The sequence below is a fragment of the Bacillus sp. Brlt_9 genome, assembly GCF_051948935.1.
In the GTDB taxonomy this organism is placed as follows: domain Bacteria; phylum Bacillota; class Bacilli; order Bacillales; family Bacillaceae_G; genus Bacillus_A.
The window spans coordinates 1-19,910 of sequence record NZ_JAYJLO010000003.1 but is presented as its reverse complement, the minus strand read 5'-3'; the positions used below and the strand labels follow the sequence as shown (position 1 = coordinate 19,910).

Sequence of the window (19,910 nt, the reverse complement as noted above, 5' to 3'; positions counted from 1 at the left end):
CTGAAAAAACAAACTTAATCATCAGCTAATATTGCTTCAAGTCTTTTTTTAGACGGTTCATTCAATTCATCAATATTACGCTTAGAGAATTGTTGTAGATCCCTTACACAGGCAAAATCATCACGTATCAATTGGATTAATAATCTCGATTCATTATCTAAGTTTTTATGAGTCAAACACTTGTCCAAACGCTGTTTAATCTTCCAACTTTTAGTTCGTATTTTTCTCTCAATCAAACTCTTTTTAATTAGATTATCGTTGTTATTCATTTCTTATTTCTCTCCATTACCTAATGGCTCTTTTAGCTCTTAAAAAATGTATGTTATTAATTAATACATTGTGTGCATTATTTATTTCCATTAGTAGTTTCGTTAAATCTTGAATATCTTTTTTACTGTTGAGCTTTGTACGACTATCAAATGTATAATTTCCAATCATCATTTGGTTTCCGCGATAAAATGTGTAACAAATTAAATATTCAAATCTGCGTGGTTTCACCTTACTACCTGCCCTTCCTATCTATCTGTTAAGTTAAGGTGTAATTAAATTGCTATTGGTGTGTTTAGTTTAATCGGGCTACTGAAATAAACTACTTCTTCACATTCACCAAATTTATTAATGATTGCGTATCTCACATAACTAAATTCAGATCCACAACTTCCACACGTATCTTTACCGCGGTCTTCCACTAGCTCAAAAGCATCATAGTCTTCATAGTTACAAAACGGACACTTCACTGCATCTTCGCATCTAACATCATTTTGAGGTGTATCAACCAATGTTAATTCTTCAACGGCAATGGAGGCATCTGCTAGTGATGTAGAGCAAACACCATATACTTTTCCATCAATAATTAAATTACTACCAAACAAATCCGTTTCCGAATCAATTTCCTTAATAATCTTGCATTCTTTTATGTTATGTACAAACTTATTTGAGTCGTATTCTACTATGTACTTATACATTTTCTTTCTCCTTCTGTTACGTAAGGATAAGCATTACCCTTAATCACTTAAGTTCATTAGAATATTCATTCGTTAGAATCGATTAAACTAATTCTTTTCCTGTTTTATAACGACAAACCAATGCAGGATCATTTTTATATGCATCAAATTCCTGTACCAACACGGAGATTTTACTATCAGGCATTGTCATATCAGCTAAAGCATCCAAGTATTTTGATAGAGCCTCAATTCTCATTAACTCAATAGGTTCAATCTCAACATTCCTATTTTCTAATCCTTCTTTCTTTAATAACTCAACATAAATGTTCGTTGCTTTTTTTATTGCATCATTTATATCATCTGAATCAACAATAATAAGAGCATAATAGATTCGATTTACAAACTCGAAGTATTTCATTATGTACACTCCTTTTAAAACAAAAACAATTGATTACTGTACCTTAGTATTTTGTAGGGTACCCGTTTAAAGTGTTATCAATAATCTGTTTAACCTTTTGTATATTTTCAAGTACACGGTTTTCAACGTCCTCGTTATTTACGGTTGTTGTTACCCAGCTCTGCACTCTTTCGTTATCAAACAACGCAATGTTCATCTTTGTTTCATCATCCTCACTTTTCGCGGAGAAAGAAATACTTGCGATCCAAACACGATGAGCTGCCATATCTTCTTTTATTTCATCTAGTGTTTCTTGAGAGTTCAATCTAAGAAATTGACTTAATGTTTTAAACTTACGGCTTTCCCACATATCTTCATTTGTCTCTTCTGGGGAATACGGGTATTCTTTGATACTGTATGCGTAAACCACATTTCCTTCAAATTGTTCTGCCGGTTTATTAATAATCATCATCTATTCCTCATTTCAGTATGAATTCCATCTTGTAGGTAACTTCGAATCTAGATTGTTACTAAATACACTTCTCTAGCATATGAAGTGGATTTTAAATACATAGAAACGTTAAAATAATCGTTTCTGAATTTATTCAAAATCATTTCATTTGAATTATTTATTTCATAGAAATTATGGTGTGTAATTTCACCAAGTTCTTTATATTGCCTTGAACCTTCTTTCCATCTACAAATAACAACATTACCTTTTTTTAATTGATTAAATTGTTCTTGAGTTTCAAGTTTTGTAAATTGCACTTACTTTCACCCCTCAAACACTAATATCTTCAACAAGATCCTTCATTAAAAAAGTAACATCTTGTCCTGTATGTTCTGGAATAACTTTTCCTACCTGATGTGTTACATTCACAATGCAAAACAAATTGTTAAACGAAAAAACAACATTTCCAAATGAAGTTCTCCCGAATGTTTTGAAATACTTATCGTTTGTTTTTACTTTAGTCCCTTTTTCCATTTCAAAAACCCCTTTATCTAATAGTTACTTTCATTTAACCTATTTTTTCATTACAATAATTTGCCACTACATTACCTTTTTCATCAAAATAAACAGTTTCATAATAAGGGTGACAATTAGAAGTAGCCCATTGAAGCTCATCAAATACAACTTGTAAATTCAGATTTGAATTACTTCCAACTACTATTCCCGGCTTACCACACACTTCAATACGCATACCTTGGTAACAAAACGGAATATATCTCCTTACACACATACTTTCGAATTGATCCGTTGGGCCAAACATACAAGTAATGTCGGCAATGCCTTTCTTTTTACATTTAACTGATTTTACAAATGTTTTGAAATCTGTTTCCCAAACACCATCTTGTAAATATTGATAAAATTGATATTTCGCTTTCCCCGGGGTTTCAGCTATTTCAGTATGTCTACATTCCCAGTCTTTGAATTCAAACCATAGTTCATATTGAAACACGTTACGTTCACTCCCATAATGACATTTATCCAAACCGGATATTACAAGTTTGATAGAGCCTGTTATTTAAGGATTTTATAAGCAACTGCTAGAGCATCACCCATTGCAAAGCACTCAGGTATCCTCCCGAAGTATTTTTTATGTAATACTTGATCCGAAAAATATAATGACCGCATAATATTATTTTCACCAGTCAAATGTTTGCCGGATATTCTGTCGTTATAATCTTTATATGCAGCAGGATAGTTTAACCCTAGCAACTCCCATATGTCGCCTATATGCCTTCTATGTTGGCTGGCAATATACGTTTCAACAATCATCATTGCAAACGCTCTGTTTTCTTTTGCTACTTCATAAATATCTCGTTTAAATTCTCCTCGTATTGCTCTGTATTGTAACTTTATTTCTTTATGCGACGTACTCAATGTACACTCACCCTCTTCTATTTAGATTTTTCAATTAAACTAAAAAACAATTTTTCTTTAAAATAAAAAAACAATTAAACAAGTGATTTTCTAACTTTCTTTTTCTTCAATAAATCAAACGTTACAACTAACAGCACCATTAAAATAAAAACGCTTGTTGTGTTATTCATTAACGAATTCTTAGAAAAATAATTAAAAATAAACAATCCCCAAGCCGTTCCTACTGATAACCAAACAATAGTTGTCCCTATAACTTTTAAGCTACCTTTTAAAAATGTCATTTCATTCACAGTCACTTTCTTTATAAATTCATTCCACTTCTATTCTCCATACTATGAAGAATAGTACGTCTTTTTTATTTTTTACCGTTTGAATCTCGTAACAACAGCTTTAATTGGTTAATTTCTTTCCCAGCAATTATCCTCCATTGAGGACAGTGCTCATCCATCATCTCGATATTTGATACTAAAGTGCTAATCCAGTGCCCAACAACTTTATCGTAAGAAGTTTTAAGTTGTTTACGTTCTTCTTTTTCCTTAATGAGCTCCTGAATAACTAACGGAATACAATTTAAAATAACCTTTAACTCCATAGGTAACTCATCATTCATACTATAATCAGCGGCTTTTTGTTTGAGATTCTCGAGGAACTCATCAGTAACTTGTTGTACCATCAAACACAACCCTCTTTCACCAATTTCATAAAGCAAGTTTATTGTTATTCTTCTACAGGAGTAATACTAAGAATGTACTTCGCTTTTTTTTCATCATAAATTTTTCGGGCTACCTCTTCCTCATTTTCCGCTTCAACAGTTGCCCATAACCATTTATCATCTTTCTCTCCACGAATAGTAAATTCAACAGCATAGTTGACTTCAAATTTCATTTTGATTCCACCATTTCATAAAAAATAATTCTTCCATAGAAATCTTTCTATACATCTATGTTTAAATATCCGAACCACAACGAATACAAATATGTAAATTATCGGAGCAATCATTACAATAATGTGGTGTACCAGAGTCAGGATGCAATCCTTCCTTATCACAAATCAGACAATACCATTTTGTGAACGCGTGCAGCACACCTGGTTTTTTCAAGTAATAACACGTCTTGCAGTTTCTTTCTTCAATGCGTCGAGACTGATCAAAATCAGTTTCATAGTCTTCAATGCATTTTTTCAGTTGCTCATAATACTTTACGGACCAAAATGTAGCCTTTTCTTTATCAAAACCTGCATTCAAAATAAATCACTCCTATATGTAATTAAGTTAAAGATATATGTTTTTTTGCTATTCCTAGCGTTCGTTCTCAGAGTATGTAATGATTTTATTTTCTGCTTCAAGTTCACTAAGTAGTAACCAACCAAAAATCAAAAGGCCTGTTACATTAAATGCATTGGATAAAGAATGCGAAAAATAATTCTTAGCTCCAAATAGTACAATACCAATTGCAAATGCAAAAAATGAGTATTCTCCTTTTGCAATTTCTAATAGGTTTGCGTATTTATTTTTCTTAATCTTATTTCTTAACGATGCTACAATCCCGACGAAAGCAAAATAACTTCCTGTCATATGAATAAAATTGTCATTTAAAATCATCGAATTCAGCACTGTAATGTTCATACCTGCAAATACTAACCATTTCCCAAACTTAGCCATTCCTAAAATTCCTCGTTCCTTTATGAATAATTGCAAACAAAAAGAGGCTACGATTGATTACATTCACTCGCCCTCTTTTAATATTGCATCAAATAAATTAGTGAAAACTTCCACTGGTTCTGGATTTTCAGTTTCCGGTACCAATGTCTCTAACTCGTAATCAACATTAAAGATTTGCTCTTTTACGTTAATATCAAGTGAGAGATTTTTAACAGTTACTAACTTCAGTTTTTGACCATTTACAACAACTTGAGTATCTGTCTTCTTTACCACTTCACTTACATAAGGTTTCACCCAGTCAATAAATTCTGATATAGATGTTTTCTCCTCTATATATGCGTAGTGTTTCAACATATTTTTTATGTACTCAACAATTCTAGAATGTAGATCTTCTTCAGTTACTAGTCCTAACGTCACAAAACGATGGGGATCGTACATCGAATCAGTATTGTTTAATGTTGCCGTCTTATACTCCACACTATTCGGGTAAATTGGTACGCTCGAATAATTTAAGTTTTTAAACTTTAGTGGTAAGAACGTTTTGCAGCTCATACATTTAAATTGTTTTTCAAAGAACATCGAGTGTTGTAGGTATAAAACCTTATGACTACCACACCCACAAACAGGCATACTGTTATTGAAATAGATAGTTGAATCTTCATCGTATTCAACACTACCAACTGTGTAATTTTCCAACGCTTCCTCTATCGTACATCCAGTAAACTTACCGCACTCTCCACAAGTTTTGTGACCATTGCTATGGGTATATTCCCATCGATGTTCACACACGGATTGTTTTTTAGCTTTTGCTAACTGGATCTTAGCGCACTCTACTAAACTTTTACCTTCTGCTCTTAACAGGCCCTCTTTTTCATCTCCAAATGTTTCAATGAAAAATTCAGGAGGTATCGTTTTGTAATACTCAATTCTAATTCTGCCTTGAGCTCTTTCCGAAACCTCAAAGTATGTAGGACAAAACTTTAATATGGCATCTGCCGTATAATGAGGAGACTTTTTAGACCAATGCTGTGAATTCCATCCGTAATCAGCTAACTCATTGAAAAGTTTTGTTAGTTCATCTATGTTTTCATTAGGATTAATATTTTTTATGTTTTCTAATGGTTCTCGAGTTCTAAATTTCACCACAACAATTCTCCCTTTTTCAATATTACTTTTTATATTTTATCACTTTTTATAAAAATAGCAAAAAAACTCTTTTTTTCAACTAAAAAAAATTGTATAATGAATTTGTAAGATGAAATGTATGCATTGTGTTCTACATTTTTCGTATAACTTTTCAATCATTAGTTAAACCCAACCAAAAGTAATACTTTAACTGGTACAGCCATTCTACCAAGTTATTTGCCTGAACCGGGGCGAAGAAAAACCTACACTTTCGACGGAGTGTAGGTTTTTTGATATAGTTTTTTAAATATGTTTTTCGGTAAAGAAAAAAAGAGGTGTTTTACACCTCTTTTTTATATTTTCTTGGTTATTTTTTTATTTCAGTTTCAAAATGCTGAATTAATTCTTTTAATTCTTCAGCCATTTTAGATAAAGCCTCAGAAGATTTCGAGATATCTTCCATAGAAGCATTTTGTTGTTCCGTTACACTAGCAACATCATCAATGCTACTTGTAATTTCATCAGAAGCATTTGTGATTTCAGTAAACGATTGAACCATTTCTTCTGTACCTTGAGATACATTTTCCACGAATGAATTAATTTCTTTCATTTTATCAGTTAAATCATTAACCTTTTCAGCTATATCTTCAAATGATCTACCTGCTGCTAATACCATATCACTACCACTATCAACAGAATTTAAACTTTCTGTCATAGATATAGATGCATTATGAGTAGATTCTTGGACTTCCTCTATAAGTAATCCCATTTTATCAGCAGCCACCTTAGACTCAACCGCTAGATTTCTTATCTCATCAGCAACAACCGCGAAACCTCTTCCTTTTTCACCAGCGTGACTTGCTTCAATTGCAGCATTGTAACTTAGGATACTAGTCTTAGATGCAATTTCAATAATGATTTTATTGAATTTCATCATTTCTTTGATGTGATCTATTAAAGCTTTGAAATTCGTTTCTGTGATATTCACTTTTTCTTTCACTAAATTAATTTGGTTAACAGCGTCATTAATTACATTTACACCATTATGCGCAGTAGTAGACGTATCTATAGTAGATTCCGTAATAGATTCTACATTTTGACTCATTCTATTAATATCATTAGAAATATCGCCAATTACTTCAGATACAGTTTTCGTGCTATCCGATTGACTCTTAGAACCATTAGATATCTCTTGAATAGATTCTGAGATTTGACGGATAGAAGAAACGTTTTCTTCTGTACTTGCAGAAAGTTCTTCTGAAGATGCAGCTAGATTCACAGAAGTTTCTGTTATAGAGGCAACCATTTCACGTAGAGAAAGGATCATTTTATTAAATGAGTTACCAAGTTGTCCGATTTCATCAGCTGATTTCACTTCAACAGTTTCTTGAAGGTTCCCTTCAGCTACTTGTTCAGAAATACGTTTTAGTCTATTGATTGGTTTAATCATCGCACTTACAACAAAATATGCTGCAAGGATTGAAACGATTAAAGCTGCGATCCCAATAATAGTGCTCTTAATAAATATTGGCTTCGCTAATTCATCTATTTCACTAGCATCGAAGCTTCCACCTATAACCCAACTAGTTGTTTTATTTTTGTCATAGTAAAGTTTCTTAGTAGCGTCATTTTGTACGAACTCAAAACCACCAGAGTTTCCTTTTAAATTATTTGCTAAGAAATCGATTTCTTTAATATCTTTTCCAGCTTTGTAATTTTCAAATACTAATACCTTACCTGCTCCATCAATAAGGAACGCAAAACCATTTTTACCTATTTTTACGCCATCAATAATATTCATTACTGAATTTAACTCTATATCGATTGCAGCTACACCTTTTTTATCTTTTGTTTCTTTCGCTATAGTAACAACAACTTCATTTGTTGCAGCATCCACATAAGGCTCAGTTAATATTGTTTTACCACCATTGTTTTTCGCTTCAACGTACCAAGGTCTTGTAGTTGGATCATAGTCTTTTCCTGATGCTGATTTTTCTACCGGCCCAGCTAATTGTTCTTTTGTTTCATATCCTACATAAGTAAGCGCGATATCCTTATCAGTACTACTAACTGTATTTAGGAATGTAATATTTTTTTGTTTTTCTGCATCATTTGTATACAAATTCAGATTCTCTGAAGCATAATCAATTTTTTGGTACAGTTTTTCGAATTTATCAGAGACAATACGATCAACCGTTTTAATTGTTTCCTTCGTAGAATTTTCAGTAATACCACTCATTTCAGAAGTTGCACTTGTGATATTAAAAATAGAAATCGTAGCAACAGGAACAATCAGTGTTGTAGATACGAGCATTAATAATTTTTGTTTCATTGATAGTTTTTTAAACAATTTCGATCCCTCCTAGTTTAAAGCCTTCTATTTTTATATCTTCTAAGTATAAGTTGTCAAAAATTATTTCATTTTTTTCATTATGTATTCTGTAATATCATCCAAATGATGTGAACTGTACTTAGCCCCTAACTCAATGACTTTACGTGGCATACCAAATACAACACAACTTTCTTCAGACTCTACTATAGTCTCTATCCCCTTCTCTGATAGTAATAACGAGGATTTAGAACCATCTCCACCCATACCTGTTAAAACAACCGGTATCAAATTGAATTCTTTGTTTTCTTTTAAAACCTCACGGAATAAATAATCAACTGATGGAGCGTGTCCACTTTCTGCTGGATCATCATTTATTACTATCTCTCCAGCAGAATTTATTTTCATTTGATGTCCTCCAGGAGCGATATAAACATTACCATTCATAATCTTTTGGCCATTCTTAGCTTCGTGAATAATCAATTCAGAAGTTCTATTTAGAGATTCTGAAAAAGTACGTATGTAATTCCCTGAAGGCATATGTTGAACAATTAAAATAGCACCGTTAAGATCCTTAGGGAACATAGGAATAATTTTATTTAGTGCCTTTACTCCTCCAGTAGAGCAGCCAATTAGTATTAAGTTTGTTCTACCAGAGAACCGAGGTCTTTCCCTATCTCTTACAACCCCACTTGGACGGCCGCTTATCACTAAGTTTGAAGGTGTTTTAGGTTCACCACTACGTTTACTTTTCTTTTTATAAGCCAGTTGTATTTTTTCTAATATTTCATCCCTTTTTTGATTCAGCAAGATAGGATTATTAGGCTTTTCGATAAAGTCGAATGCACCTAAACCTAATGCCTGAATTGTCTCCTTCGCTCCATTTTTCGTTAGTGAACTAAACATAATAACCGGTACTTTTACATTGCGCTTTTGCCACTCTTTAAGAACTTCTAATCCTGTTTTTTTCGGCATTTCAATATCCAACATAACCACATCAATCTGATCAGAGAATAGCTCAATCGCTTCTTCCCCATTCTTAGCTTCTGCTACTACCTCAATATCTGTCCCCTTAGAAACAAGATTTTTAACTAAGTTCCTCATAAATGATGAATCATCAACTAGCATTAATCGAATCATTCAATTCCCTCCAAAATGAAAAAAATGCATTTGTTTTTTTACTTTTTAATTTTTTTGTTTAAAATTGTTCCCGATCACAAACAAAGGGGTGATGTAATGTCTAAAGAAAAATTTCAAAATGAATTTTTAGAATTAGTTGGGGAACTCGGAAATATGACATTTGGAAATGCTAGCACCGCGCTAAGTATGCTAGTAAATCAGCCAATCGATATTTCTACCCCTAAAGTGGAAGTTGTGACAAAAGAAGAATTAATTAAATCTTTTCCTAATCCACACGTACTTGTAGAGGTCCAATATGCAGAAGGATTAGAAGGTCATAATGTGCTTTTGCTAGAACCTAGAGATGCTTTAGTAATAGCAAACCTTATGATGGGCGGTGACGGTAGTGCTGAGGGCGAACTTGGTGAATTAGAACTAAGTGCAGTCCAAGAAGCGATGAACCAAATGATGGGATCAGCCTCTACTGCTATGTCCGGCTTCCTAAATAAAACAATAGATATTTGCCCTCCAAACACTACAATCGTGGAACTTGAAAACGATACAAGACTTCACGAACTGTTCCCAGAGGAACACTTAATTCAGGTTTGCTTCGATTTGACGATTGGAGATTTTGTACACTCTAACGTAATGCAAATCATTAATATTCCATTTGCTAGAAAGCTAGCAAGCGAATTACTTGGCATTTCTTAACAAAGGGGATGATTTATAATGTCAAAAACTGTACTACTTGTCGATGATGCTCCATTCATTAGAAAAATGTTAGGTGACATTTTAAAGAAAGATGGATATGAAATAGTTGGCGAAGCAAAGAATGGTATTGAAGCAGTGGAATTATACCAAGAATTAAACCCTGATATTGTAACAATGGACATTACTATGCCATTAAAGGGCGGTATCGAGGCATTAGAAGAAATACTAGAAATCGATGAAAATGCAACTGTAGTTATGTGCTCAGCAATGGGACAAGATACTTATAGTAAAAAAGCATACGAAATCGGTGCAAAAGAATTTATTATCAAACCATTTAAACCTGATGCAGTATTAAAAGTGTTTTCTACTCTTGAAGTGTAACGCGCTGCACAAAGACAACTAGTATCGAGAATAAAAGAGGATTATTTGCCCTCTTTTTTTCTATGGTAAAAGAAACTTATTTTTGAAGTGAAATCAAATTGTTTAGGATTAAATATTTGTTCTGTAGAACCAATAAATAATACACCGTCTTCATTTAATGATTGAGAAAATTTGTTGTAAATCGATGTCTTAACATCATCCTTAAAGTAAATGAGCACGTTCCTACATATTACAATGTCCAAGAATTTAGGATATGGATTTTCTAATAAGTTATGTCTCTCGAATTTAACTTTCTTTTTTATTTCCTCTTTGATTTTCACCGTCTTGTCATCAACTTCGTCAAAGTACTTAGTTAATAAACGTTTATCCAATGCTTTTAGGTCTACTTTTCTATATACCCCTTTTTTAGCTTTTTCGAGTATAGTTATATCTATATCCGTTGCGATTATTTCTACATCAATCCCTGGGAAGTGTTCTTTCATCAGCATTGCTACTGTATAAGGTTCCTCACCTGATGAACAAGCTGCACTCCAGATCTTAATTTTTTTCTTCTTCTGAACTAACTCCGGAACAATTTTTTGGTAAAAATCTTTCCACGATTTTTCATTCCTCATAAATTCAGTAACATTTATTGTTACATACTCCTCTAAATCTTTAACTAACTGTTTATCTGTACGCATTGCTTGAGCCAAACCCAAGTAATCCTTATAATCGTTTGTACGAATAAAATTGTTTAATCTTCTCATCATTTGATCATCTTTATACTTTAAGAGATCAATATGAGTTATTTTCTTGAATTCTTGAACGAAATAATGATAATTTTTTGTGTCTATCATAAACCCCTCCTTTACAATAAGAGTGTTCAGCTAGCGGATCTTTTTCCCTTTTTAGGGGGTGAATCTGATGAAATGGTTTTCAAAATCTGAAAAAGAACTATATTCTAAAGTGAAAATAATGAATGAAAAGGTTTATTTCGAAGACATTGAAAAGCCAGCAAAAATCAAACTCATTGAAAGCGCTTACGTTATGTACGCTCTTAATGGGAAAGATGTTAGTGGTGAAGTAACCATTAATCATAACGATGTATTAAACATCACCTATTGCGATAATGTTATTTCTGAAGCTAGCTGCACATATAAAGTCACAACAAATTCCGCCAATAGTGAAGCGAAATTAAAGAAAGTAATTACCAATGGAGAGGCATACAAGATTAAGAGTATAAGTGAATTTACTCTTACTCCACATTTAGAAATAGTTAAAACGAAAACCTCTCCCCCACCTACTGACTTTGATGAGCTTGAATCACTATTAAGAAAAGAAGGTCTCAATGGTGTATTTTTAGACGACAACATCCATAAGATTGCTATTAGTGAAGAAGACATTAAGTTATGTGTTGTTGTTTCTAAAGAGCCTATACCTGGGAAACCTGCAAGATTTGAATTGATAGATGGATTAGAGAACAATAATGTTTTAAATAAGGAGCAGTTCTTTGCTGTATATGTTGATGAGACCCCAGGAATTTCTGGTTATGATATATACGGTATAGAATTACCACCAGAGGAATTAAGCTTCTTTCCTGAATTCGGTTCAAATATTATGGTGGAGGATCGCGGATTGATGAGCTTAAAACAAGGTAGATTAGTCTTCTCTCCCTTTAAAATAGACATTATAGAAGAGTCAACAGTTCAGAAGAGCATAAATTGGGAGGATGGATTAGTTGTTTATGAAGGCGACGTGTTAATTGATGGTGATGTAAAAGAAGGTGGCCAAATCAAATGTACTGGAAATATAAGAATTACAGGTTCAGTATTCGATTCCTATATATTTTCTGACGGAACGATCACCATTGAAGGTAATACAAATCAATCTGTTATTTATTCCGGATTTTCCAAAATTGCAGCTAAGCAAATCGAAACATATTGCCTAAAATACTTAGAGATTTTGGAAAGAATAATGTTTGAGGCTAGTTTTGCTGCGGAGGATGGATATAATTACGAAGAGAAAACAAAGTCATTAGAACTTGCAAAAAGTGAATTCATTGCAATTAAACAAGGTATAGAGCCATTCCTTTCATTGATTGAACAATTCGGATGCCAAGGAATCAGAGACATATACACTATGTTTAATACCATTTGCGATGAAGCAGTAAAAACTGCTTTAAATGATCAATCCGGAACTGAAGAAATTAGGTTACAAATGGAGAAATTCTATTCGTTAATTTCTGAATCGAAATCTTTCTTAAACGAAGATACTGGAAACCTAATGCTAGGTAGTGCTAATAGTTCTCATCTATTTGCATACAAAGAAATTAACGTAACAGGATCCGGGACATTCCAGTCGATGATTGAATCAAACGATTCAGTAATTATTCAAGGACAATGCTTGTCTACTAATATTGTTGCAGATGAACATATCGACATTCAAGAATACAGGCCTAGTGAACAAAATGAGATTAAAATCCATCTTAGACAGCGTTCTGGATATATTAAGGTGCAGCATTTACATAGTGACAGTTTACTTCAATTAGGTGAGAAAAAATACGTAACAATGGATGATGAGACTAATATACTCTATGATAACAAGAATTTTCCTAAAACAAATATTCAACCAAGCATATAGCTTTTAAAAGCTATGTGCTTTTCTTTTTATAGGTAATCTAATTAAGCGAAATGACATTAGAATAAATTGGATATTACTTTTTTGTCGTATTTTGCTATAATACGACCGAAGGAAGTGAAGCATTTTGAATAATTTTATAGACTATCTTATAAACATATTGGCAGACAGAAAACGAGAGTTAGAGTTGTGTCTTTGGGCTACAGACGTATACAGAGAGTACACCGGAACGTATCGAACTTTCGACCATATGGTATTTAAGATAACTGTGCATCCATTAGGACACAAAGCATTACTAGAATCTGATAGATATGATGGTTGGACTTACGAAGAACTGCTTGATATGATTTCAAATAGCCAACTTATTTACACTACATCCGATCAAGAATCCGTATTCTTCTTATATAAGTACATTAATATGGAATATATGGTAGTTGAGAGCCCCTTACATACTTTCTGCGTAAGACCTGAAGATTTAAGTTATCAAGATATAAAAGAAACCCTATTAACTCTCCGTAGACAAAGACATTACACGATAATAAAAAAATTGTTCTGCACCTGCCTGTTAGCAGTTACTGAATTACACCAAAAAATTTGGCCAGAAAAAAGAGACCTATAAGTTTATAGGTCTCTTTCATTTCTTATTTTTCTTTAAGTAATTCCTCAATATCTATCAGCACAAAAATTTCTTTTTCTTGTTTAACGATTTTTGCTTTTTCTCCATCAAATTCAAAGTCTTCGATTTCATCTTTTTCAACATTTATGATATTATCCGTATCATCTACTAAAAGAGCACCTACTTTATCTTCAATCTCAAATAGAATTAATTTTTTATTCGTATTCAGATCATCTTCAGAAGATGTTTTATATTCTATTGCATCTTCTTGTACTGAAGGTCCTTCAATCACATCAGAATTCACTTTTTCTAAACTTGTGCCTATATTAGATGAATCTTTATCTTTTAAATTACGTAAGACCATTTTCAAATCAATAACTGGTACTATCTTACTTCGTACATTAACTACCCCTAAAATCGTTCTATCAGCCATTGGTACACTTGTTATTTTTCTATCATTTTTTTCTATGGTAACTATTTTTTCTATAGAAATACCGTATTTATCACCATCTAGATAAAAAGTTAATATTTTCATATTTTCACCCCTATTTTAAAAATGTGAAACATCAAATACAAATGAGATACTGCCATCACCAAGAATTGTTGCACCAGTCACACCAGCAACAAATTTCGTATATCCTTGCAGCGGTTTTAATACTATCTCTTGTTGTCCTATAATCTCATCAACTAATAGTGCATATTTTTGGACTGAATTTTGAATAATCAATGCATACACTTCATCAGGGATATCAGCTTCAGTATTAAACAATGTACTAAATTGATGTACATTTAAAACTTCACCTCTAGAATACAGCACTTGTTTGTTCAGTACCTTTTTGATTTGGTTTTTGTCTATATGTAATATCTCCTTAACGTTGGATAGCGGAACAGCAAACGATTGAGAACCTTCACGTACTAATAGAGCTTCGACAATAGATAATGTTAAAGGCAGAACAATAATGAACTTAGAGCCAACCCCTATCTCTGATTCTACTCGTACACTACCACCTAAAGATTCTATTTTCGTTTTAACAACATCTAAACCGACACCTCTACCGCTTAAATTAGTGATTTTATCAGCTGTACTCAAACCTGAGGAGAATATATATTGAATGATCTGTTCATCTGTTAAAGCATCAGCTTCATTTTGCGTAAGTACATTTTGAGTGATTAATTTATTTTTAATTTTATCTACATTAATTCCATTACCATCGTCTTTTATTTCAATGACCGCCTCATTACCTTTATGGTAGGCTTGCAGCAGTATTGTTCCTTGTTCACTCTTCCCTCTTTCTTTCCTTACATCAGGTAATTCTATACCGTGATCTAACGAGTTTCTTACTAAATGAACAAGCGGATCTCCTAACTCATCAACTACAGTTCTATCAAGTTCTGTTTCTGCACCTTCAATGATAAAATTAATGTTTTTCCCAAGATCCTTTGAAGTGTTTCTTACCATAGTCGAGAAACGATTTAAAATAGTTTCTAATGGAACCATTCTCATAGAAAGAATACTTGATTGCATTTCTGTAGAATTTCTTGAAATTCGTTCAATCGTTTCAATTAATTCTTTATCTTTAATGCGATTAGCTATATTTTGTAATCTACCCTTTTCCACTACAAACTCTTCGAAAAGCCCCATTAGATTTTCTATTTTTTCTATATTTACACGTATAGAAGTATTAGATTTTCTATGGTTGTCAGTAGCCTTGCCTTCAACTTTCGGTTTAGCTGCTGCTGGTGTTTGCTCAATCTTTTCTTTTTTAGTGTTATTTTCATTTTCATCATTAGGTTCTTGTGTATCTATATCCGGTTTATTTGTTGAAAAATGTGTAACTTGACTCACTTTTATACTTTTTACTTCAGATAATTTATCAACAAGATTTTCTATTTCTTCTTTTCCGCATTCACCGACAAATATTAGTTGTAATTGGCCATTAAAGGATTCATTTTCAATGTCTTCATCAGTTTGTCTAACTCTTAATATCTCTCCTAGCTCACTAATCTTTTTATAGAACATTTGAACACGAATCGATTTTAAAACACATTCATCCTCTAAACTAAAATCAATTTCATACACTTTTTGCCCCTGGTTAAAAGCTGAAACCGCGGCTTCTTTTTCTAAATCACTAAGTTCATCAATTAAACTAACTTCTAATTTCGTATTAACCTGGGATACATTCGTTTTATCAGTACTAATTAAATCTAGTATTTCAGATTGTTCACTACCACTCTCTTTTATTTCATCAAGCAATCTTTCTAGAAGAGCCACTCCTTTGAACATAAAATCAATGACAGCTTCATCTGCTTTCTTAACTCCATTTCTTATATCATCCATTTTATTTTCTATCGTATGAGTTAATTTTTCCGTTTTAGCAAATCCCATAGTCCCAGCCATACCTTTTAACGTATGAGCTGCTCTAAACATTTCTGCTACAATCTCTAAGTTATTTGGATCCTGTTCAAATCTCAGCATTTCTTCACTGATTATCTGTAGGTTTTGTTCGCTTTCTTCAATGAACATATCTAAATACTCGCTTACATCTAACCCTAAATCCTGATCAGAATTATTTTTATCGTTCATTTCGTCAATCAACCCCTTCAACATAACTTTATTCTTATACTGTTTTTCTCTCTAAAAAACAATTTCTTTAATAAAAAACAAAAAAACATATTGCTTTTTTCTTACCAAAATGTATTTTAAGTCTCGGACGAGAACAATCTATAATTTTTTCTGGAATTACGGTACGAGCAATATAGATAAACGTTGTGAATTTGGAACAACGTTTCGTAAAAACTTATTTTTGTTAGAACAATTATGTTTTTTAAATTCTATTTGCATTCATTTACTCAAATATAAAAATTACCTCAGTGAATTATTCAATATTGTTCGAATGTTGTCCCAATACATATTTGTTTTCTTTTTAATCGGTGGTGATAACCAAAATGGATAAAATATTTTTAATCGATGGCTCTTCTATGCTATCGACTCAGTTTTATGGCACTCTCCCCCCTGCTTACACATACAGTAAGACCGAGCAAGAACGTCAAGTAGCCCTTGAAAAAGTACTTAAAACCTCAAATGGCCAGTATGTAAATGGTGTTTTTGGGATGACTAAAACAATCTTAAAGTTAATAGATAGTTATGGTCCTAAGCATTTAGCAGTATTTTGGGATGTCTCACGGCAAACGTTTAGGAGAGAAAAATATTCTTCTTATAAGAGTCATCGTAAAGAAACTCCCCTTGCGCTAAGTCCCCAATTCAAGGTAATGCAGGATGTCTTAAGTTCTTTAGGGGTACCTCAATTTAAATTAGACAATTTTGAGGCTGATGATTTAATCGGTACCTTTGCTAAACAGTTTTCTAGCACAAATGAAGTTATTATTCTCACTAAAGATCAAGATGCACTTCAGTTAATAGATGAAAATACAACTGTTTGGTTAAATACAAAGAATAGCGAGAAGTTATATAGCACTTTTTCAAACTTTAGTGAACAACAATTAAAACCTTTAAAAGGCTATTTTCCTTTTACTCCTGAGTCATTTAAAACGATATACAAGATCGAACCAAAACAATTAATCGATTTAAAAGGCTTAGTCGGTGATAAATCAGATGGTATTCCTGGAGTCAAAAACGTAGGAAACAAATCTGCAATTCCCCTTCTTGAAAATTTCATTACTATTGAGGGTTTTTATGCGGCAGTTGAAGATATCAGTCTTAAAGATGCTAAATTATTATTAAAAGAAAAAAACATTCAAAGAGTAAACATTGAAAACTTAATAAAAAATAAAGATATCGCATTATTAAGTAAAGAATTGGCGACAATACATACATCCATTCCGGATTACGAAGACATAACTACTAATGATGTGAAACTCAATATAAATAAAAATGACGCAGAGCAAACTTTCAACGATTTAGAATTTCACTCTTTAATTAACCTTTTGCATACTTTAGGTTGAGAAGGTATAAAAAATAAACGCTATCCTATTTAAGGTTAGCGTTTATTCGTTTAAGAAGGTTAAACTTTTCTCGTATTCTAAATGCTTATCTAATTCTTTTTGAATCTCCATATAATTTGGTTCTTTTTTAGTCATCACTAAGCTATATAGATATTTATCGTAGATTCTAAATGCAAAGCAATCCTCATCACCGTCATTATATTTAACAATACTCACATCCTGATACCCTGCATACCCGCTAACTAATGATAGCAATCCTTTTCTATCCACCTTAGTCCTTTTAACTTCTCCATCATAAGACATTTTATATGTAGGATGCATTTCAACACCTTCAGTATCTTCAATCTGTTCATCTGTTTGATCGTATGGAGAAATTATTAAACTACCATTTTCATCGTATAGGTACACATCGGATACTACCGCTGGATAACGATCAAGGTATTCCCAAAGCTCTTCTGCCTTTATTCTAAATGAGTCGATTATCTCTTCTTCCAATGCTTTTACCTTAGGTGAAAACGATTCTTTTTGAGTTAGTACGAATAATTGTTTGAAACTCTCTTCTGGCTTCTTAACATTTTCACTTTCTACACGTAAAAATAATTCATTACCTTTAAAATAATGAGCTAATTTATTCTTAGCACTCTTTGGACAAATAATATTTCTTGCTAATTGATTTATGTAATCTATTGGGAAGATAAACTTAGGTATATCCTCTACCAAATTAAAACGTTTTAAATAAACTGGGGCTTTTAAAGAAATCTCATATCCCCCGAACTCTACAGCGGTAACTTCTTTTGAAGAAGCCTTTATTACCTCACCCAATAGTTCTCTAAACATTTCAGAATCATTCAATGGCTGATAAGGTAATTTTTCTATTGGAAATTTTCCAGTAAATAGCCCTATATTTATTTTTAAATTCGTTTCATCTGTTACATACGAAGATTCGTTATTCAGGTGTAAATCCCATACTTTTTCTTTACTCTTCCCTTTTAATATCTCTTCTAACTCATAAGGACTAGCTAAGAAAGAAATATCCATTTCTAACGGCCGGATTGTTTTGATTTGATGAAAGTATTTTACCCCTCTCTCATCGCGTTGCGTATATAAAAGTATATTGTTACTCCCAAAGGAACGCACCCACACCTTTGCAACTTCCTTTTTATCAGAAATTCGTTTGCAATTATCAATGGCTTTTTTCATTACCGAACGCATAAAATATATTTTCAATGGATACTCACCTCTTTTATCTCTCTTCTATGCATTGCATATTATAACATTCTTTTTATATTCTTTATGTTTTATAATTAATACCGACAAAAAATATAAAAGAGAGGAAATTAAATTGAATAAAGTATACCGATTTTTCTTCCCTTTTACAGGAAAAGTGAAGACTCAATTAAAAATTGTAAGAAAGAATGATGGTAGCGCTGGATTAGTTAAACCGAAGGATGTAAAAAAGTTTGAAAATGAAGTTAGAAAACACCTTTCCATAGCATTTCCTCCCGAGTTAAGACCCATTAAAGGCTATTACGAATTCACCTTAAACCATTACACCTTATTTAAAAGAGATGATAATGGAATGTTAACACCTGAGCATTACGCCCAATTCGATCTTGATAACCTACAAAAAGCAGTACAGGACTGCTTCCAACCACTTAAAAAGAAATTAACAAAATACGATGAGACTGGACAAGCTAAGAAAACTAAAAAAGGAAATACTTCCTATGAATTAGTAGAAATTGAACCTGGGGTTATATCCGATGACAAGTTTGTATATAGAGGATCTTCAAACTGGGTTCCAGTAAGGGAAAAATCAGACGAAGGAATTGAAATTTATATAAGATTATTAGATGAATCCGATTTGTTTTCTCCTATTATTCCCCCCGGTAATGCAACTACTTTCAATTTTGATGTTTAAAAAAACAGGAGTATAACCCCTGTTTTAATTCCAGCCCGTACCAGAAATTTGGCTACCACCAGCTGATCCTGGTGTAGATGAGCTACCACCGCTAATACCACTTTGCACGTTAGTAACCATACTGTTAAACCAAGCAACTAAGTTCGAACGAAGTTTTGGGAATAAAAGTGCTGCTGCTACAGCTGCGATTGCAATTAGAATGAGATACTCTACTAAACCCCCATCTTCTTCTTTTACGAATTTGTT

General features: G+C 32.6%; 27 protein-coding genes. 5 read left to right on the top strand and 22 right to left on the bottom strand.

The features are described from left to right. Positions 1–14 precede the first annotated feature (14 nt). From VF726_RS12235 to cheB, 17 genes are all read right to left on the bottom strand, one after another. Positions 15–269, bottom strand: a complete 255-nt coding sequence (locus VF726_RS12235; protein WP_440168357.1) for a hypothetical protein — start codon at positions 267–269, stop codon at positions 15–17. A gap of 16 nt (positions 270–285) precedes the next feature. Beyond that, positions 286–498, bottom strand: coding sequence for a hypothetical protein (locus VF726_RS12230; RefSeq protein ID WP_176397895.1), 213 nt, complete (start codon positions 496–498; stop codon positions 286–288). Positions 499–542: 44 nt separating this feature from the next. Beyond that, positions 543–965 (bottom strand): hypothetical protein, encoded by a 423-nt coding sequence (locus tag VF726_RS12225; RefSeq protein ID WP_440168355.1) that lies wholly within the window; start codon positions 963–965, stop codon positions 543–545. 82 nt (positions 966–1,047) lie between these two features. Then, positions 1,048–1,362 (bottom strand): hypothetical protein, encoded by a 315-nt coding sequence (locus VF726_RS12220; protein WP_440168353.1) that lies wholly within the window; start codon positions 1,360–1,362, stop codon positions 1,048–1,050. A gap of 43 nt (positions 1,363–1,405) precedes the next feature. Further along, positions 1,406–1,810, bottom strand: coding sequence for a hypothetical protein (locus tag VF726_RS12215; protein WP_440168351.1), 405 nt, complete (start codon positions 1,808–1,810; stop codon positions 1,406–1,408). Positions 1,811–1,860: 50 nt separating this feature from the next. Then, positions 1,861–2,109 carry a hypothetical protein gene (locus VF726_RS12210; RefSeq protein ID WP_088363802.1) on the bottom strand — a complete coding sequence of 83 codons (249 nt, stop codon included), beginning with the start codon at positions 2,107–2,109 and terminating at the stop codon, positions 1,861–1,863. A gap of 13 nt (positions 2,110–2,122) precedes the next feature. Beyond that, complete coding sequence (locus VF726_RS12205) at positions 2,123–2,326, bottom strand: hypothetical protein (RefSeq protein ID WP_440168350.1); 204 nt, start codon at positions 2,324–2,326, stop codon at positions 2,123–2,125. 34 nt (positions 2,327–2,360) lie between these two features. Continuing rightward, a complete protein-coding gene (locus VF726_RS12200; protein ID WP_440168348.1) occupies positions 2,361–2,801 on the bottom strand; it encodes a hypothetical protein in 441 nt (146 codons plus the stop codon). Between the two features lie 62 nt (positions 2,802–2,863). After that, positions 2,864–3,226 carry a hypothetical protein gene (locus VF726_RS12195; RefSeq protein WP_440168346.1) on the bottom strand — a complete coding sequence of 121 codons (363 nt, stop codon included), beginning with the start codon at positions 3,224–3,226 and terminating at the stop codon, positions 2,864–2,866. A gap of 74 nt (positions 3,227–3,300) precedes the next feature. Next, entirely contained in the window at positions 3,301–3,516 is a 216-nt protein-coding gene (locus tag VF726_RS12190) for a hypothetical protein (protein ID WP_440168344.1), read from the bottom strand. Between the two features lie 65 nt (positions 3,517–3,581). Further along, positions 3,582–3,902 carry a hypothetical protein gene (locus tag VF726_RS12185; protein WP_440168342.1) on the bottom strand — a complete coding sequence of 107 codons (321 nt, stop codon included), beginning with the start codon at positions 3,900–3,902 and terminating at the stop codon, positions 3,582–3,584. Positions 3,903–3,943: 41 nt separating this feature from the next. Next, entirely contained in the window at positions 3,944–4,111 is a 168-nt protein-coding gene (locus VF726_RS12180) for a hypothetical protein (protein WP_440168340.1), read from the bottom strand. A gap of 61 nt (positions 4,112–4,172) precedes the next feature. Then, a complete protein-coding gene (locus tag VF726_RS12175) occupies positions 4,173–4,469 on the bottom strand; it encodes a hypothetical protein (protein ID WP_440168338.1) in 297 nt (98 codons plus the stop codon). 54 nt (positions 4,470–4,523) lie between these two features. Continuing rightward, entirely contained in the window at positions 4,524–4,886 is a 363-nt protein-coding gene (locus tag VF726_RS12170; protein ID WP_440168337.1) for a hypothetical protein, read from the bottom strand. 63 nt (positions 4,887–4,949) lie between these two features. Further along, the gene (locus tag VF726_RS12165; protein WP_440168335.1) at positions 4,950–6,029 is read right to left on the bottom strand and encodes a hypothetical protein; all 1,080 of its coding nucleotides are present in this window, start codon (positions 6,027–6,029) and stop codon (positions 4,950–4,952) included. Between the two features lie 349 nt (positions 6,030–6,378). Then, positions 6,379–8,361, bottom strand: a complete 1,983-nt coding sequence (locus VF726_RS12160; protein ID WP_440168333.1) for a methyl-accepting chemotaxis protein — start codon at positions 8,359–8,361, stop codon at positions 6,379–6,381. 63 nt (positions 8,362–8,424) lie between these two features. After that, the gene (gene cheB, locus VF726_RS12155) at positions 8,425–9,480 is read right to left on the bottom strand and encodes a chemotaxis-specific protein-glutamate methyltransferase CheB (protein ID WP_440168331.1); all 1,056 of its coding nucleotides are present in this window, start codon (positions 9,478–9,480) and stop codon (positions 8,425–8,427) included. A gap of 96 nt (positions 9,481–9,576) precedes the next feature. Here cheB and fliY point away from each other — a divergent pair, with 96 nt between their 5' ends. Together fliY and VF726_RS12145 are read left to right on the top strand one after the other, a co-directional pair. Further along, positions 9,577–10,170, top strand: a complete 594-nt coding sequence (fliY, locus tag VF726_RS12150) for a flagellar motor switch phosphatase FliY (protein ID WP_440168329.1) — start codon at positions 9,577–9,579, stop codon at positions 10,168–10,170. A gap of 18 nt (positions 10,171–10,188) precedes the next feature. Then, entirely contained in the window at positions 10,189–10,551 is a 363-nt protein-coding gene (locus tag VF726_RS12145; RefSeq protein WP_440168327.1) for a response regulator, read from the top strand. A 41-nt stretch (positions 10,552–10,592) separates the two neighbouring features. On the opposite strand, the gene VF726_RS12140 is transcribed toward VF726_RS12145, so the two are convergent. Further along, positions 10,593–11,387, bottom strand: a complete 795-nt coding sequence (locus VF726_RS12140) for a CheR family methyltransferase (protein ID WP_440168325.1) — start codon at positions 11,385–11,387, stop codon at positions 10,593–10,595. A 67-nt stretch (positions 11,388–11,454) separates the two neighbouring features. On the opposite strand from VF726_RS12140, the gene VF726_RS12135 reads away from it, so the two are divergent. Then, positions 11,455–13,170 carry a FapA family protein gene (locus VF726_RS12135; RefSeq protein WP_440168323.1) on the top strand — a complete coding sequence of 572 codons (1,716 nt, stop codon included), beginning with the start codon at positions 11,455–11,457 and terminating at the stop codon, positions 13,168–13,170. A 638-nt stretch (positions 13,171–13,808) separates the two neighbouring features. On the opposite strand, the gene VF726_RS12130 is transcribed toward VF726_RS12135, so the two are convergent. Both VF726_RS12130 and VF726_RS12125 read right to left on the bottom strand, forming a co-directional pair. Then, a complete protein-coding gene (locus tag VF726_RS12130; RefSeq protein ID WP_440168321.1) occupies positions 13,809–14,318 on the bottom strand; it encodes a chemotaxis protein CheW in 510 nt (169 codons plus the stop codon). Between the two features lie 15 nt (positions 14,319–14,333). Further along, positions 14,334–16,367, bottom strand: a complete 2,034-nt coding sequence (locus VF726_RS12125) for a chemotaxis protein CheW (RefSeq protein ID WP_440168319.1) — start codon at positions 16,365–16,367, stop codon at positions 14,334–14,336. 362 nt (positions 16,368–16,729) lie between these two features. Here VF726_RS12125 and VF726_RS12120 point away from each other — a divergent pair, with 362 nt between their 5' ends. Continuing rightward, positions 16,730–17,746 carry a 5'-3' exonuclease gene (locus VF726_RS12120; protein ID WP_440168317.1) on the top strand — a complete coding sequence of 339 codons (1,017 nt, stop codon included), beginning with the start codon at positions 16,730–16,732 and terminating at the stop codon, positions 17,744–17,746. A gap of 42 nt (positions 17,747–17,788) precedes the next feature. Here VF726_RS12120 and VF726_RS12115 read toward each other — a convergent pair whose 3' ends face one another. Beyond that, positions 17,789–18,973: a hypothetical protein gene (locus VF726_RS12115; RefSeq protein ID WP_440168315.1), complete on the bottom strand. Its 1,185-nt coding sequence runs from the start codon at positions 18,971–18,973 to the stop codon at positions 17,789–17,791. A 115-nt stretch (positions 18,974–19,088) separates the two neighbouring features. Here VF726_RS12115 and VF726_RS12110 point away from each other — a divergent pair, with 115 nt between their 5' ends. Continuing rightward, positions 19,089–19,664, top strand: a complete 576-nt coding sequence (locus VF726_RS12110) for a RusA family crossover junction endodeoxyribonuclease (RefSeq protein ID WP_440168313.1) — start codon at positions 19,089–19,091, stop codon at positions 19,662–19,664. Between the two features lie 24 nt (positions 19,665–19,688). Here VF726_RS12110 and VF726_RS12105 read toward each other — a convergent pair. Continuing rightward, a partial coding sequence (locus VF726_RS12105) for a hypothetical protein (RefSeq protein ID WP_440168311.1) occupies positions 19,689–19,910 on the bottom strand: 222 nt, incomplete at its 5' end.

What these genes read in the sequence shown, in the direction of transcription:
- VF726_RS12125 (WP_440168319.1), bottom strand. Translation starts at nt 16,367, where the DNA reads ATGAACGATAAAAATAATTCTGATCAGGATTTAGGGTTAGATGTAAGC.
- VF726_RS12225 (WP_440168355.1), bottom strand. Translation starts at nt 965, where the DNA reads ATGTATAAGTACATAGTAGAATACGACTCAAATAAGTTTGTACATAAC.
- VF726_RS12140 (WP_440168325.1), bottom strand. Translation starts at nt 11,387, where the DNA reads ATGATAGACACAAAAAATTATCATTATTTCGTTCAAGAATTCAAGAAA.
- VF726_RS12220 (WP_440168353.1), bottom strand. Translation starts at nt 1,362, where the DNA reads ATGAAATACTTCGAGTTTGTAAATCGAATCTATTATGCTCTTATTATT.
- VF726_RS12145 (WP_440168327.1), top strand. Translation starts at nt 10,189, where the DNA reads ATGTCAAAAACTGTACTACTTGTCGATGATGCTCCATTCATTAGAAAA.
- VF726_RS12120 (WP_440168317.1), top strand. Translation starts at nt 16,730, where the DNA reads ATGGATAAAATATTTTTAATCGATGGCTCTTCTATGCTATCGACTCAG.
- VF726_RS12170 (WP_440168337.1), bottom strand. Translation starts at nt 4,886, where the DNA reads ATGGCTAAGTTTGGGAAATGGTTAGTATTTGCAGGTATGAACATTACA.
- VF726_RS12205 (WP_440168350.1), bottom strand. Translation starts at nt 2,326, where the DNA reads ATGGAAAAAGGGACTAAAGTAAAAACAAACGATAAGTATTTCAAAACA.
- VF726_RS12130 (WP_440168321.1), bottom strand. Translation starts at nt 14,318, where the DNA reads ATGAAAATATTAACTTTTTATCTAGATGGTGATAAATACGGTATTTCT.
- VF726_RS12235 (WP_440168357.1), bottom strand. Translation starts at nt 269, where the DNA reads ATGAATAACAACGATAATCTAATTAAAAAGAGTTTGATTGAGAGAAAA.
- VF726_RS12180 (WP_440168340.1), bottom strand. Translation starts at nt 4,111, where the DNA reads ATGAAATTTGAAGTCAACTATGCTGTTGAATTTACTATTCGTGGAGAG.
- VF726_RS12135 (WP_440168323.1), top strand. Translation starts at nt 11,455, where the DNA reads ATGAAATGGTTTTCAAAATCTGAAAAAGAACTATATTCTAAAGTGAAA.
- VF726_RS12215 (WP_440168351.1), bottom strand. Translation starts at nt 1,810, where the DNA reads ATGATTATTAATAAACCGGCAGAACAATTTGAAGGAAATGTGGTTTAC.
- cheB (WP_440168331.1), bottom strand. Translation starts at nt 9,480, where the DNA reads ATGATTCGATTAATGCTAGTTGATGATTCATCATTTATGAGGAACTTA.
- fliY (WP_440168329.1), top strand. Translation starts at nt 9,577, where the DNA reads ATGTCTAAAGAAAAATTTCAAAATGAATTTTTAGAATTAGTTGGGGAA.